The 13746-nt window shown below is 62.2% G+C and carries 15 protein-coding genes and 1 pseudogene; 5 read left to right on the top strand and 11 right to left on the bottom strand.

The features are described 5' to 3' along the window. Positions 1 to 71: 71 nt before the first annotated feature. Positions 72 to 386: pseudogene (locus E3O67_RS17490) on the bottom strand (helix-turn-helix domain-containing protein); the annotation flags it as partial. A 142-nt stretch (positions 387 to 528) separates the two neighbouring features. Here E3O67_RS17490 and E3O67_RS11865 point away from each other — a divergent pair. After that, positions 529 to 891, top strand: coding sequence for a PadR family transcriptional regulator (locus E3O67_RS11865; RefSeq protein WP_135102791.1), 363 nt, complete (start codon positions 529 to 531; stop codon positions 889 to 891). After that, positions 888 to 1979 carry a hypothetical protein gene (locus tag E3O67_RS11860; RefSeq protein ID WP_135102790.1) on the top strand — a complete coding sequence of 364 codons (1092 nt, stop codon included), beginning with the start codon at positions 888 to 890 and terminating at the stop codon, positions 1977 to 1979. Before E3O67_RS11865 ends, E3O67_RS11860 begins: the two co-directional genes overlap by 4 nt. Before the next feature lie 479 nt (positions 1980 to 2458). On the opposite strand, the gene E3O67_RS11855 is transcribed toward E3O67_RS11860, so the two are convergent. The 6 genes from E3O67_RS11855 to E3O67_RS11830 form a co-directional block, all read right to left on the bottom strand. Further along, positions 2459 to 3466, bottom strand: a complete 1008-nt coding sequence (locus E3O67_RS11855) for a hypothetical protein (protein ID WP_134368729.1) — start codon at positions 3464 to 3466, stop codon at positions 2459 to 2461. 39 nt (positions 3467 to 3505) lie between these two features. Next, positions 3506 to 6409: a DNA methyltransferase gene (locus E3O67_RS11850; protein WP_338145438.1), complete on the bottom strand. Its 2904-nt coding sequence runs from the start codon at positions 6407 to 6409 to the stop codon at positions 3506 to 3508. A gap of 32 nt (positions 6410 to 6441) precedes the next feature. Then, positions 6442 to 6828, bottom strand: a complete 387-nt coding sequence (locus E3O67_RS11845; RefSeq protein WP_134367332.1) for a hypothetical protein — start codon at positions 6826 to 6828, stop codon at positions 6442 to 6444. After that, complete coding sequence (locus E3O67_RS11840; RefSeq protein WP_134367334.1) at positions 6829 to 7266, bottom strand: hypothetical protein; 438 nt, start codon at positions 7264 to 7266, stop codon at positions 6829 to 6831. A gap of 66 nt (positions 7267 to 7332) precedes the next feature. Then, positions 7333 to 7752 (bottom strand): hypothetical protein, encoded by a 420-nt coding sequence (locus E3O67_RS11835; RefSeq protein WP_135102789.1) that lies wholly within the window; start codon positions 7750 to 7752, stop codon positions 7333 to 7335. Further along, positions 7752 to 8405 carry a ParA family protein gene (locus E3O67_RS11830; protein WP_134367338.1) on the bottom strand — a complete coding sequence of 218 codons (654 nt, stop codon included), beginning with the start codon at positions 8403 to 8405 and terminating at the stop codon, positions 7752 to 7754. Before E3O67_RS11830 ends, E3O67_RS11835 begins: the two co-directional genes overlap by 1 nt. 916 nt (positions 8406 to 9321) lie before the next feature. Between E3O67_RS11830 and E3O67_RS11825 the strand changes: the two genes are divergently transcribed. Further along, the gene (locus tag E3O67_RS11825; RefSeq protein ID WP_174776832.1) at positions 9322 to 10188 is read left to right on the top strand and encodes a hypothetical protein; all 867 of its coding nucleotides are present in this window, start codon (positions 9322 to 9324) and stop codon (positions 10186 to 10188) included. Between the two features lie 211 nt (positions 10189 to 10399). Here E3O67_RS11825 and E3O67_RS11820 read toward each other — a convergent pair whose 3' ends face one another. From E3O67_RS11820 to E3O67_RS17845, 3 genes are all read right to left on the bottom strand, one after another. Then, the gene (locus tag E3O67_RS11820) at positions 10400 to 10819 is read right to left on the bottom strand and encodes a DUF3846 domain-containing protein (RefSeq protein WP_135102788.1); all 420 of its coding nucleotides are present in this window, start codon (positions 10817 to 10819) and stop codon (positions 10400 to 10402) included. A 374-nt stretch (positions 10820 to 11193) separates the two neighbouring features. Further along, positions 11194 to 11394, bottom strand: a complete 201-nt coding sequence (locus E3O67_RS17215) for a hypothetical protein (protein WP_198418979.1) — start codon at positions 11392 to 11394, stop codon at positions 11194 to 11196. Continuing rightward, positions 11319 to 11741 carry a DUF3560 domain-containing protein gene (locus E3O67_RS17845; protein ID WP_370260457.1) on the bottom strand — a complete coding sequence of 141 codons (423 nt, stop codon included), beginning with the start codon at positions 11739 to 11741 and terminating at the stop codon, positions 11319 to 11321. Before E3O67_RS17845 ends, E3O67_RS17215 begins: the two co-directional genes overlap by 76 nt. Between E3O67_RS17845 and E3O67_RS17485 the strand changes: the two genes are divergently transcribed. Next, positions 11631 to 12056, top strand: coding sequence for a hypothetical protein (locus E3O67_RS17485; RefSeq protein WP_241982150.1), 426 nt, complete (start codon positions 11631 to 11633; stop codon positions 12054 to 12056). The two genes, E3O67_RS17845 and E3O67_RS17485, sit on opposite strands and share 111 nt — an antisense overlap. A 487-nt stretch (positions 12057 to 12543) precedes the next feature. On the opposite strand, the gene dprA is transcribed toward E3O67_RS17485, so the two are convergent. Next, entirely contained in the window at positions 12544 to 13464 is a 921-nt protein-coding gene (gene dprA, locus E3O67_RS11810) for a DNA-processing protein DprA (protein ID WP_167726611.1), read from the bottom strand. 121 nt (positions 13465 to 13585) lie between these two features. Here dprA and E3O67_RS11805 point away from each other — a divergent pair. Next, a partial coding sequence (locus E3O67_RS11805; RefSeq protein WP_167726609.1) for a transposase occupies positions 13586 to 13746 on the top strand: 161 nt, incomplete at its 3' end.

The raw sequence follows: 13746 nt of genomic DNA, 5'->3' as shown, positions 1-13746 counted from the left end.
CGCCGCCTCGGTAAGCTCACCCCGATCGAGTTTGAAACAATAAACGTGGCCCTCAAGGCCGCCTGAAACCACTAACCCTTTGAGTCAACTGAACTCGGGGCAGTCCCGACTGGCCGCCAATTCTTGGAGAGAAACTTCGCGCCGTCAGGCCGTAGCTCCCCCGTCGGTGAGACATGGCGGTACAGCGTCTGCCGAGTGATCCCAAGCTCCTTGCAAAGTTCACGGACCTTCGTCTCTTTCTGACCAATGACGGCCATGGCCAGGCGAATCGTGGCCGGCGTCATCTTGAACGGACGCCCACCGGTCCTCCCCCGTGCTCGCGCCGCGGCGAGCCCGGCCACGGTGCGCCCAGAGATAAGGGCCCGCTCGAACTCGGCCAGGGGGGCATCGCCGCGACGATTGTGCAGGCGAGTACGGAAGTTTGTGCAGGCGACTTCGGAAAATGACTGTTCGGTGCCAACATCCTGCGTGGCGTCGGAATGACTACCACGTACCGCGTAGTAGTGTGTGATGCGTCGAAGGAGATACATGGACACCACGCAGCTACTCAAAGGAGTGCTCGACGTCGCGGTGCTCGCCGTCATTCAGGAAGAAGACGGCTATGGCTACGACATTGTGCGGCGCCTGCGCGCTGCCGGCCTCAAAGAGGTGGGAGACGCCTCGGTTTATGGAACCCTCCGGCGCCTCTATACCGCGGGTGCATTGTCAACCTATGTTGTGCCCTCCGATGGCGGCCCGCACCGCAAGTACTACGGAATCAACACTGAGGGACGGACCATGCTTGCCGAACAACGAGCCAGCTGGACTCAGTTCGCCAACACACTGTCACTCCTCCTCACAGAACAGCACCAGCCCACCGCTACCATCCGCACGATTGGGGACAAGTCATGAGCACGACCACCTCACCCACCCTGGCCATCCGTGATTTTGCCGCTGCCGTGCGCGCCGCGCTCAGCGACCTTCCCAGTGAAGATGTCGAAGAACTCACGGACGGACTTGAAGCGGATCTGACCGAGCAAGCCGAGGATCTCGATGCGCAAGGTTTCGATCCGGGCGATGCGGTCGGCTACGCCGACGAGTTGCGGGCTGCGGCCGGGCTACCAGTCAGGGGAAAGCCGCGGCTGCCATCCGCCTGGACCGCCAACGAACTTCGCACCTGGGCCAGCGCACAGCGATCAAACCTCGCCCGTAAGGCACGATCGACAGTGATCGGCTCGCACACCCTGGACTTCTTCATCTCACTCCGACCGTTCTGGTGGGTGCTGCGGGGCTGGGCCGTCTACAAGGTCATCTCGGCTCTAGTTATCGACACCAGCCTTGCCAGTACTCTGCCGTCGAATGGCACTGAGTGGGTTCTGCTCCTGCTATTCGTCACCGTCAGCGTGCAATGGGGACGGGAACGATGGCTCCCCTGGTCATGGCTGCCACCGCTTAGGACACTGGTCAGCGTCTGCTCGATCATCGCGCTGCCACTTCTTCTTGTGCTCGCCACACCGTGGAGTAGTTCGGCCGACCAATACGTGGAGGACTACGTTCCACAAGGCCTGCTCCTCGACGGTAACGAGGTCTCCAATGTGTTCGCCTATGACTCAGACGGTCAACCTCTCACCGGCGTGCAACTCTTCGACCAGGATGGAAAACCACTCACGACCGTCGGCGATCCGAACGCCACACCGTGGGTTACCACATACGGCGACGACGGGACGGAGGTCCTCTTGGTCCCCAGCTCTGACGTACCGGGGAGAACCGGTTGGAACGTTTTCCCCCTCAACAAGGTCGACTCGGTGGACTATAACTTGCAACCCAGTGGCGAGCCCGACCTCTCCACCGCTACTCCGGCCGTGCCACCCTTTGCCCAAGTGCGGCCCCTCACACAGCAGACGCCGACGGCCCCGCCGACTCCCGCTCCCTCTTCGGCGCCGCCCGTCGCTCTTGAACCGAGCGTCGCACCTACACCAAACTCAGGCGGAGACAATTGAGCGAGTCACCGCAGACCAATCCCGCACCGCGAAAGATCAGCCCATCAGCGATCGACCTGCCGCCAACTCAACCACTCGACATCACCGCATGGCTCACATTTGAACGAGACAACACTTAGTCCTCGCGTCGCTTCGGGTGGATTCGCTGTCACCTGGATGACCAACGACTGACCGCGATGTGTCAGGGCGACTCCAAGAGCCACGCCGGCGAGTGTCAAAGAATGAAGACACCGACGTTGTCTGACATAAGTTTCACACTAGGACCTGACGTCCAACTGGGGTGTACCCCAAATTCGAGTGATCGCCGTGCACCTGAGACGTAAGTTCGGCGGCACTCCCCCGGCAACGGTTGATTCCGGAACCGAGCATCAGCAAAATTACTCCCGCCGGATTCTGTGGGGGCGACGACCCGACCTTCACGATTACGATCGCCTATGGCTGCGAACCAGCAAAACCCGGGCCGTCCAGTGCCGCAGTGCTTACTCGCGTTTGGGAAGCTGCTCAAGCCACTCGAACAGACTCGACCCAACCTGCGCAGGCAGAGGCGATTGAGTGGCTTTTGTATTGCGGCGACCGCCGTGCACAATCGCATTCCGTTGAGTCGACAACGCGCTAACCGCCTGGAACAAGTTGACGTTCGCCTTTTTCAATGTCACGCCCAGCGTTGCAAGAAGCACTTCGTCAAGCAGCTCGGGAAGGTTCGACCGCCGACTCAGGATCATCCTTGCCATCGCTTTCCCGCTCAGGGGAACTCGATCCTGAATGATTTCCTTCACCTTCACCTCACACGCTGTTGCCGCGACCAGAGTGGCCCGGTCTTGGTCGTTTGCCGACTGTGCGTCAGAGAGGTGCCAGGCATCAGCGAGCAACGAGTCAGCAATGCTCGGTTCTTGCCTTGCTGAAACGTCATCCATTATCGACTCGATGCTGCCGACGTCGAGCCGAATGCGCGACGATCGCATTGTCACCGACTGTGCCGGGCCGTATCCCAAGATGCGTTCGCCGGTTTCGCGGTACTCGAGTTGCGCGATCCCATACTGCGCTGGCGCGTGAGTGGACAATCCCAACCAGGACTGTGCTGGCGCTGCAGCGCGAAGATGCCGAAGAAACAAACCGGCCACCGCCTCGGCTATTGGCCGCGTTGCATTGATGTCGTTGTCAGCGATGGTGCGTAGCTCGTCCGTCAGGTCATCTGGTTTCGGCATCGGAAACGCCGTCGTCGTTTCAACGGTCACCTCGAAAAGGACCAACGCCGCCGTGCGTTCATCACGGTCAGGGTCTGCGAACACTGGCCCGCTCCCAACGAGCGACGGTAAGGGATTTTGTGGATAGTTTTCTGGCAGATCAGAAAACGACTCCGCGTCACTGGGGAGATTAACTCGAACCAATGAGCCATCCCAGTTCAGTTCAAAGTTGGCCCCTACGGCATCTAATCCGATCCACAACTGCGGGACGATGAACCGCATTCGAAAAATGGCATCAACCATGACGTGCAGCTTTCATGAAACCGTCGGTACCGGGCTGGGTCAGAGTTGCCCGGCAGTCGTCATCTCTTCGTACCGCTGAAACAGCACTCGCTGTCGGTCCGCTTCCGTCACCAAGGCCCGCCGGGCGCCGAACGCCTTGTCGAGGACCCTATCGAGCGCGTTGTGCGAGGACACGAGCACGGGGTCCATCGCAAGCGGGTTGTACAGGTCTTCGAGCGAGCGCCCCGGATGGAGGTCCCTCGCGTCGAGGACCTTCTGCCCAGCCTCGATCACAGCTTGTCGTAACACGTCGGTGACCTTCGGCAGTGGGAGCGTGTTCCAGACAAGGGTGTTGGAAAACGACGGGTCCGATTTCCACCTGCCGCCGACTGACTTCTGCCAGGTGATGAACATGCTCGAAGACATCACGGCGAAGGCAAATCCGTCCGGGTCGTCCACTTTGTAGACCTTGTCGCCAGCAATTACGTCCGCGGGCATCCGCGCCGCAGTGGCCCAGCGCCGTCGTTCGGAGAACACCTTCGGAATCCCGAGATACGAGGTCTCCGGCTGCGATCGCTGCCCAAACAAGTGAGGGGTCTCCGCCATTTTTCGAGTGGAGGGCGCCTTGGACGCAAGACGCATCGCTCGAACCCCCTCGAGGCGTTTCCGCAGCACCGGAGACCTATCGACATCCGCCGGGTCAAGGTCGGTCATCCAGAGGCACCAACGATCCTCACCATTTATGAATTCTTCCCCCATCATGTATCGGTGAAGGTACTTCGCTGCGACGGGGTCGGCGGTGACCTCGGCATAGTCTTCTTTCTCTACGATGAGGTTCTTACCATCACGAGGCATGCTCCCCATGGTGACCGGCGGCAAGTCGGGTGCGAGGACCGTTCGACGTTGGGCAACGAGGATATTCGGACCATCGATGAGGTACGCATTGATGCGATCCACGGTCTTCGCCGTAGGAGCGCCGCGGAGGGTGTCGTAGAAGAACAGCGTCGGAGCGGGCGCTGCCCGGCCGCCCCTGTCAAAACCAATGACAACACAATGCACGTTTGCCGCCCCGGGCGCTTCTGACGACCAGCCAAAAGTGCGGTGGGCGTACCGGATACGCCACCCGGCCGCAAACACTGGCCCGAAGAGAGTGGGAACGGGTTCACCCTGCGTGATGGAGTTGGTGGACACAAATGCGAACCGTCCGCCCGGAACTCCGTCGAAGAACTCGACGGCCTTTCGGTACCAGGCGGTGACGTAGTCGAGTCGTCCAATATCTTCACGACCCCAGACTGTACGGAGGTCAGCGGCCTGCTCCGCTTCTCGTCCGCGGTGTCCCTTGAACGGCGGGTTGCCGACGACGATTGTGTTCACAGTCGGATTAAGAATGTCCCGCCAGTTCGTACGAAGCGCGTTGCCAACGTGGATTGTGTCAATAGTGCCAAGCGGAAGGGAATCCGGCGCCATGCCGAGCTCAAGGGACATCGCCTGGTTCGCTTGATGGTCAGCGAGGTGCAGCGCGGTCGAAGCGATTCGGGCCGGCCATTCCTCGATTTCAATTCCGAAGAAATGCTCTGGCCGGACGACGAGGTCGTCGCGGGTGAAAAACATCGTCGGAACTTCGGTGGTGTCGCCCAGTTCCCGGAGACGAATGAGGACAGCGAGATCGAGCGCTCGGAGCTCCCGGTAGCTCAGAAGGAGGAAGTTTCCGCATCCCGCTGCTGGGTCGATAAGGCGTATCTGACCGAGGTGGGCACGAAATTTCTTCAGCCCCTGGACGCTGTGCTGCTCATCTGCGAATCGGGTTTTGAGGTCGTCGAGGAATAGTGGGCCGAGGGTCTTGAGGATGTTCGTCTCGGTCGTGTAATGCTCACCAAGCTGGCGTCGAGATTTCTTGTCCTTCACTGCCTGGAACAACGACCCGAAGATAGCCGGGCTGATGTCAGCCCAGTTGAACCGGCACGCGTCGAGGAGCTTGGAACGCATCTCGGAGTCGAACGCAGGGATGCTGATGGTCTCCGCGAAAACGCCGCCGTTGGCATACGGAAGTTTCTGCAGAGCTTCATCGAGATGCCCAGGTTTGATCTTCTGATTAAGCACTTGGAAGAACATCGCAATCTGCGGGCCGAGGTCGGAGCCGTCGTCCCTAGTCCGGTCCTCGATGAATTCCGTGAACAGGTCGCGATCCCAGAGACCCGAGTCGTCGGCATACATGCAGAACAGTATCCGGACGAGGAAGACTGACGCCTCATGGTCGGGGTAGCCGGATTTCTCAAGTGTCTCGTACAGAGAGGCCATGACGCGCGCCGCCTTGATAGATGCGGCCTCTTGCTCCACGGATCCGAACGAACGAGTTTGGTAACCGGCGAGGAACGCCAGGGCTTCCGCCTTCACTGGCAGGCCGGTCAACGCAAACTCCTGGACAGCACCCTCTGTCCGATCGTGAAGGTCGAGGATTCGAAACTGCCGGAAGTCGCTCGTGATTACCCACCGTGGGGCTTCCGCGTCGGTGAGATCGTCGATGTAGTCCAACGCTTGCCGTTCAGCTTCCTCGAGGTTCTTACCGGCGGACTTCATCTCCACGAGACACAGACCAGGGACAAGAGCGTCGATGTAACCGCCGTTACCAGTCGAGGACCTCTTCGCCCGCCGTTCGTAGGAGGCGGCTTTCGTCTCCGTGATGCCGTACACGCCGAGGAGGTCACGGACGAACGACTGCGCCTGCTGCCGCTCCTCGCCTGGTTCATCCTTCCACTCGGACACGAACTTTCCCGCACGCTTGCGAATCTCGTTCAGAGACCTTGTCGCCACCCCGACACCGACCTTTCTTTTTGCCGACCGGTTCCGCGAATAATAGTCCCTGGTCGTTTCAGCATTTATGACGACCGTACCGTGTCCCCTCGCCCCTGCCGGACAGGTTGTCAGTACCCAAGCCCAGGCCAAAACCGAATCTCGGCGCAGCATCCGGACCGCTGGTTGTGGGGCTCCTTGGACCGCTATCGGAAGTTCTTCTTCGAGTCCGTTTCATTGGGGTGTCCGGTGGCCGCTTTCGTGATGTACACGCGTCCTGGCTTCTTCGCCTTGACGTTGGGCTCATCGACGGCGTACCAGAGGCGAGCACCATCGGTCACTTTGTACTGCCACTGCGGGAGGGCTACACCGTCGATAAGGACTGTCTCGAGATCTCCTCGCAGTCTGTAGCAGCGATCAGGGTCGTACTTCGCGGGATGTGCGGTGAGATAGTCGAAGGCGTCCGCCAGGGCATTCTTCGCGGTGGACTTCAGATCAGTCCACCCGCGTTCGGCAGCGACACTGCCAAAGAAGATTTCGTACTCGGTGCCTTTTACAGGTCGCGGAACCGGGGTGCCGCGTTTCCCCGCCATCTACGGGCGATTAACGCGGACAGGAGCAGCCGGCAGCTCGATGGGCTCGACAGGTCGCATACCCATCGCGTAAGCCAGGGCCGTTTCCTTCCACTCCTGCTGCGCGCGCAGCAGCCGCTCAAACGTTCCCAGCTCACTGGCGGCATAGAGCAGCTGCTCGATCTCGGCCGCGTACGCGCTCAGCTCCCCCGGGGTGAACTCCCCCGTCCACGCGAACAGGTCGGTCAGCGCCGCCGCGACGTCGCCCTTGTTCCGGCCGATCGCACGGATCAGACGACTCGAGAGCGCTACACCGTTCTCGAGGACATCGAGATCGTGACCGCGAAGGATCACGAGATCGTCACCGTCACGGCGCGTGATCCGAACCTGGCCCTCGTCGATGTGGGCCAGAACCTCCTTGGGCTTGCGCAGAAGGTCAGTGAAAGTCGCAGTACTCATATCGACACAGTACATCAGATAAACATCTGATTGAAGGGCTGGGGAGATTGATGCCGGCCTACGAAGTTACGAACTTACAGAGTTACGAAGTTGATCCTCTGTACTTCCAGCGAGCTTGTCGGCCCTGGCCAACAGCAGGTCTACGGCTATGCGAATGAGCGTGTTGTCTGTGATGCGCTCCCCGCCGTCTGTCTTGTTGCGGTTGATTTGGCGAGCCTTGGCCGCGAGGGCATCCATCTGATCGCCGCGCAGGCGTGTCTCTTTCCGAACGAAGGAAAGATAGTGGGCGCCTCCCCCGACGTCAGACGCCCCGATTGGTTCTTTCAGCTTAGTTACCACACGGGTCGCCCGCGCAGGAGTAGGAACAGGCTCGGGTTCTGTTGCCGGTGCTGGTGCCGGTTCAGTCGGAACGGGCACCTGAACGACTGCCTGTACCGCTTCCGGTTTTGGATCGCCAAGCAGCTGGGTGAGTTTCGTCCTCGCCATCACTTGCCTCCCTTGGTGTTGGCCCAGTAGGAAACGAGCTCGAGGGCAACTCGTCGGTAGTCCTCGCGCGCCTTGCTGGCGATTCTGGAGTCACCGTCTGCGTATTGGGTTACAACACGGCCCTCAATGGGAGCCATCTTGTGGATCTTGTAGTCGCGAATTGCCGCTTCGAATCGGGCAAAGCCAGCTCCATCCAACAGCCCCTGGGCATCAACCAGGTCCGACGGAACGCGCGGGTCGACCCGATTGACCAGAACCCGATAGTTCACCCCTGCCGGCAGGACGACCTCATTAATCGTTGCCATCAGCGGAGCAAAAGCGAGCGGAGATGGCTCAGTGGGCAGGATAACAAAGTCGGACTCCCCAAGAACCGTAGAGAGCACGTCTCGGCCTTCAAGAGAACCTGGGGTATCCACGAAGACAACGTCGTAGGGCAGCTCACGCAGCCGGGCGAGATTTCTCGGGTCAGTGTCGTCGGCGACATCGAACGGAAGGCTGTCCCCCGCCCTGTCGGCCCACCACGCGGATGATCCCTGCGGGTCCACGTCGACAACCAAGACCCGGGAGTTCTCAGCGCAGACGCTCGCGAGGTTCATTACTGTTGTTGTCTTGCCGGCGCCGCCTTTTTGGTTGGCTATTGAGACAATGCGCATTCGATCTCCAGTCTGTAACTCTGTAAGTTCCAGATTCCGTAAGTTACGAAGTTCGGTTGTTACTAAGTCTGTTAGTTCGAAAGTACCAGAGTCCGGAACCTACAGACTCATTCAGCTTGCGCGTGTTGCACTTACAAACTTCCGGAGTAACGAACTTCCGACATAACAGACTTACGAAGTTACAGACTTACGAAGTCAATATCTGGGGAAGTTCCCGCCGAACATGTATAGGGGCCGGACATAGCGGAGTTAGGACGTTACAGAGTTCGGAAGTTACAGAGTTGCAGAGTCACGAAGTCACGAAGTCACGAAGTCACGAAGTCACGAAGTCACGAAGTCACGAAGTCAGATACTCCAGCACGCAACCAGCTGCGGTGGATGAGTACCCACCATGGCACCGCCGGCCGCGAGGTGGGGGAGTGCCCAGGTGGACGTGGACCAGGTGGAGGACACGACCGGCGGTTGCCCCGGCCACAGGCGTCGCCCGCGCCAACCCTGACATCGAGATGAGCAGTGTCCACGCATTACTGACATAGAGATGAGTCCTCACACTCACCGTCCGGGACGGACGGTGAGTGTGAGAGCCACCTCATCCAGCATTGCTTTCGTATTTCGTATTTCATTATTTTGTTACGTGTTTTGTTTTTAGTTCTGTTAGTGTGACGTTATGAGTGATCTGGTGCAGGTGGAGCAGCGTACGTGTCGGTTCCCGGGGTGTGAGCGGCCTGCTGTGGCTGCGGAGGCTGGGACGGGGCGGCCGCCGGAGTATTGCAATGACGAGGGCCACAACCGGGCCGCTGCGTGGCGTGCGCGCCGCCGGTTGAGTGCGGAGCCGGCGCGGGGCCTCGAGGACGAGAAGCGTCCGGTTGATGCGGCGAGGCAGCGTGCGAGTGAGATCCGGGGTCAGGTCGCGGGGATGGTCGAGCACCTCGGCGCCCAGCTGAATGCGCTGGTCGAGGAGCTCCGCACGGTCGCGGATCCCGACGCAGCCGAGGCCCAGATCGAATCGGTCACGACCGAGGCAGCCGAGCAGGTCGCGTCGGCGTTGGCGCGGGCGACGCGTGCGGAGCAGGCGCAGCGGAAGGCGGAAGCGGAGCGGGTCGAGGCCGACGCGGCCGCCGTCGAGGCTTCCGAGCTGGCCGAGCAGCAGCAGGCAGCCCTGGCCGAGACCCACGAACAGCTGGCCGAACAGGCCCTGGTGCTGGAGCAGGTCACGGTCGAGTTGGCCGCGACCCGGAGTGCGGGGGAGGCCCGGGACTTGGCGGCGCAGGCGGAGCTGGTCGAGCTCCGCGAGCAGCTGGCCGGCGTCCAGGCGCGTTTGACCGAGACCGAGCAAGCCCGCACCGAGGCGACAGCCCGTGCGGAGGCTGCGGTCATGGCGCGGGCGGAAGCGGACGAGCGGGCCCGGGGCGCGGTCGCCCGCGCTGACGAGGAAGCGGAGCGGGCCAAGCGGGCCGAGGCTGACCTGGTCGTTGCCCGAGAGCAGGTGGACCAGCTCCGCACCGAGCGTGAAACGTCGCGCGAAGAGGTCAGTGCTCTGCGCGGCACGGTGGCGACGGTGAGTGTGGAGCGGGACGCGGCTCGGGCTGACGCTGACCGGGAGCGGGTCCACGGGGATCAGCGGGTCGCTGACCTCCGCACCAGCCAGGACCAGCAGTACGAGCAGATCCGCACCGAACTAGCCGAGGCACGCCAAGACGCCCGCGAACAGCGCACCCGCGCCGACACCGCCGAAGCACGAACCACCGCGCCCACAACCAGGAAACCAGCCTCGAAGCAGTAAACCTCTCCGCCCTCATCAGGTCGACGAGCCCGGGCGAACCACGAGCTGCCGTGGTGGGGGAGCGCGAGGGGACTCGCCCCTCGCCGCCGGCCGCAGGCCGGTGTTACGCACTCGAGTTCGTATCCGTGCGTTCGGTGGCCGCGCCGGTGGGGGAGTAGCGCGGGGTTGCCCCTCACCGGCTGGCCCGTCAGGGCCAGCCGGTGAGTCGCGGCTAGATGTTGCGGAGCATGCTCACCACGGTGGGGAACGGGGACAGGCTGTCGACGAGGGTGTCGACGGTCCCGGCGTCGGGCTTCTGCGCGAATGACTGCTGGATTCGGGCGAGCTGGGCGTCGGTGAGGCCGACGGTTTCACCGTCTCCGGTGACGCTGACGGCGATGGCGGTACCGAAGATGACGGTGGGGCGGCCGAGGCGGTGGGCGAGCACGGTCGCGGGCAGGTTCAGGGTTGACCCGTTGATGAGGCCCTCATCATCGACGAAGAGGTCGATCTCGTCCTCCAGGCCGACGACGTCAAACATCCGGCAACCGATGGCGGCGATGATGTCCGCCCCGATGCTGGCCTCGTTCACGTCCAGGGTGGTGATGGTTTCGGTCGGGTTGATCTTGACGCTGCGGATGCTGGTGGTCATGGGGTTCTCTCTCCAAGGTTGGTGAGGTGCGCGGGGTCCCGAGCTCTCTCGTGGGCAGTGGTTGTGTTGTCGCCCACCGTTTTTCTGCCCTTGGTGGCAAGAGAAATCGATTGAGAGCGGGAGTGCCGCAGTGCCTGAACTCTCGTGCGAAATAAGGGAGCCTGCGACCGCGTGCGAGAGTGCGGGTGACGCAGGCACGGAAGCGAACTACGATGATTGGCCACCAAGGGAAGAAAAGTCTTGAATCAGGCAGGCCGGCGCAGCCGGCTCCGTGTGCGTCCGGCCTCCAGGCCGGATTCACCTGGTGGGGGAGTGTGAGGGGCACCATCCCCCTCACGGCGGCCGGCCCTGGGGCGGGCCGGCCTACGCGGCAGTTATTCGGGCCGCTGGTGCTGCTGGATCTCCGCATACGGGGCGGTATCGGTCCACGTGTACCCGGTGCTGACACTGACGGTTTTGGGGTTGGCGCGGACGACTTCGCGCCACTGGCCGCGGATCTTCACCCGGTCACCCTTCTTGACGGTGCTGCGGTCGTAGCCGGTGGCCGTGCCGCTCTCGATCTGGGCGGTGCGCACGGCTTCCCAGTACGCGATCTGGTCGCACTTTTCAGCGAGGTTGGGTGCGAGGTGGTCTGCTCGGGCCTGCTTCTGGGCGTCGGTGGCGTCGATGTAGCCTTGTGCGTCGTCGTAGCGCGGGGCGATGATGCGTCGGCCCGTGCCTGGGCGTGGGTGGCGTCCGTGCTGGCTTCAACTGATTTACGCATGGCGGTATCTGCTTTGGCGATCGCGTTGCGGTGGCGGCCTTCGGAGTGATGGCCAACCTTGATCGGTTCCCCTCCCTCGGGCAAGCGGTCAAGCGCGCTCCGGGCGCGGGTCCACGCGTCCTCGCTTGCGGTGCTCTTACGGTCGGCTGTGGCGGCCAGGGCGTCGACCCGGTCGGCCTGGCGTCCGATCTTTCCGACTTCAACCTCGGCGGTCGTGCGTCGCGTGCTGTCGATGTCGGTTTCGACCTCGAATCCGGCCGCTTCCAAGGCCTCCTGGGTGCGGGTGATGGTGTGGAGCTTGGGGAGGCGGTCGCGGGACTGGGGGACGAACCAGGCGCTGATGCTGCGCCCCCAACGCCAACCAACGGTCTTGAGGACGTCGGCGGTTCCGTCGCCTTTACTGGTGCCGTCGATCATGGTTCCGGCGGCGTGGCTGTGGGTGATGGTGAGCATGATTTCTGTTTCCTCGTTTAGGCGAAGCTGTCGGCGTAGCGGGTCGCGGTGCAGGTTTCTCCGGGCTGGGTATCTACGGCACCTTCCGAGGTGCACCCGCTGCAGGCGCACCCGTCCGCGTAGCGCTCCCTCGGGTAGGTGTTCTCGTACGGGCAATCGGACTCGACCATGGGTTCTCTTCTCTTCGTGAACAACTGTTTTTTTGGCCTGTCTGGCAAGAGAAATCGATAGCGACCGGGAGTGCCGAAGTGCCCGCATTGCCGGGCGAAATAAGCCCGCAGGGCGCGTCCGACACTGCGGGTGACGCAGGCACGCAAGGGAGCTACGATGATTGGCCAGATAGGACAAAATGCCCGGCAATCAGTGCCGCACAGCGGCTCCATATCGCTTCTGACGGCTTCGCCGTCGCAGTATCAGAGTGATATCACTGTGATATTCCGCTGCGGGGGAGTGCGAGGGGGATTCCTCCCCCTCGCCGGCCAGCTCGGGAGCTGGCCGGCTGCCCTGTCTAGAGTGCGGCGGCTTCCTCAGCGTTCGTGACGAGCTGTGCACCGAATTCGCGGATCAGGCGGTGGCATCCGGCACTGGTCGGGGACGTGACCGGGCCGGGGACGGCGCCCACGGGGCGGGCGATGGTGAAGGCGTGGGTTGCGATGTTCAACGATCCCGACCGGTAGCCAGCTTCTGTGACGACAGTTGCGCGGGCGGCGGCCGCGATCAACCGGTTTCGCATCAGGAACCGGTACCGGGTGGGGCTCTGCCCGAAGCTGATTTCGGAAGCTACCGCGCCTGCCTCAGCAATCCGGGTGAGCAGAGCGTCGTGACCGGTGGGGTAGTACCGGTCTAGTCCGCCTGCAAGATACGCGACGGTGCGCCCGCCGCTAGCCAGCGCTGCCCGGTGAGCCATTCCGTCTACCCCGTAGGCTGCACCGGAAATGATCACGTGGCCTCGGCTGACCAGGCCCGCGGTGATCTCCATGGTGACGTGCTCGCCGTACGCGGAGGAGGATCGAGCCCCGACGACGGCTGTGTTCAGGGGGTCGGCCAGGATCTCGGTGGTACCTCGCGCCCAGAGCGCGTAGGGGGCGGCGGTGCCGAGGTCGTTAAAACCTGCGGGCCAGTGCGGGTGCTCGGGGGTGATGAGTTCTGCCGACCCGGTGTCTGCGGCCGCGAAAGCTGCGGCAATGTTCCCCTCTGTGGCGCGGGGCCGGATGCGGGCGCGGAGTGTGGCCAGGTCGAGTCCTGCCGCGTCGCCGGTGCCGTGCAGGAGAACGTTCAGGGCTTCTTCCGCGCCCAGGGCGGCGATGAGGTTTCCGGTGTCCCTGTCTCCGGGCTCGCTGATGATGGTCCAGATTCCGCGCGCAGCTGCGTCGGTAGTGAATCGCTGGATGGTGGGAACGTGAGTGCTGATGCTGGCGAGCGTGTTCATGGGTTCTCTCTCCCTCGTGGACAACTGTTTTTTTGGCCTGTCTGGCAAGAGAAATGGGACTGCCCCCGGTTTGGTTGACTCCTGACCTGTGGAGATTCGTCTTCGCTGGAAAGATGTCATCATGCCCAAGCCCTACCCGCCCGAGTTCCGCCGCGATGTTGTAGCGGTCGCCCGGAAGCACGAAGCCCCGCTGAATCAGATCGCGAAGGACTTCGGGATCTCGGAGTCCTGCCTGGCGAACTGGCTGAAGAAAGCCGATGTCGAAGAAGGCGTCAAGCCCGG

It is taken from the genome of Cryobacterium sp. TMT3-29-2 (assembly GCF_004564305.1).
GTDB classification, from domain to species: domain Bacteria; phylum Actinomycetota; class Actinomycetes; order Actinomycetales; family Microbacteriaceae; genus Cryobacterium; species Cryobacterium sinapicolor.
The sequence above is the reverse complement of the archived record's forward strand: the minus strand, read 5'-3'. Positions and strand labels throughout refer to the sequence as shown.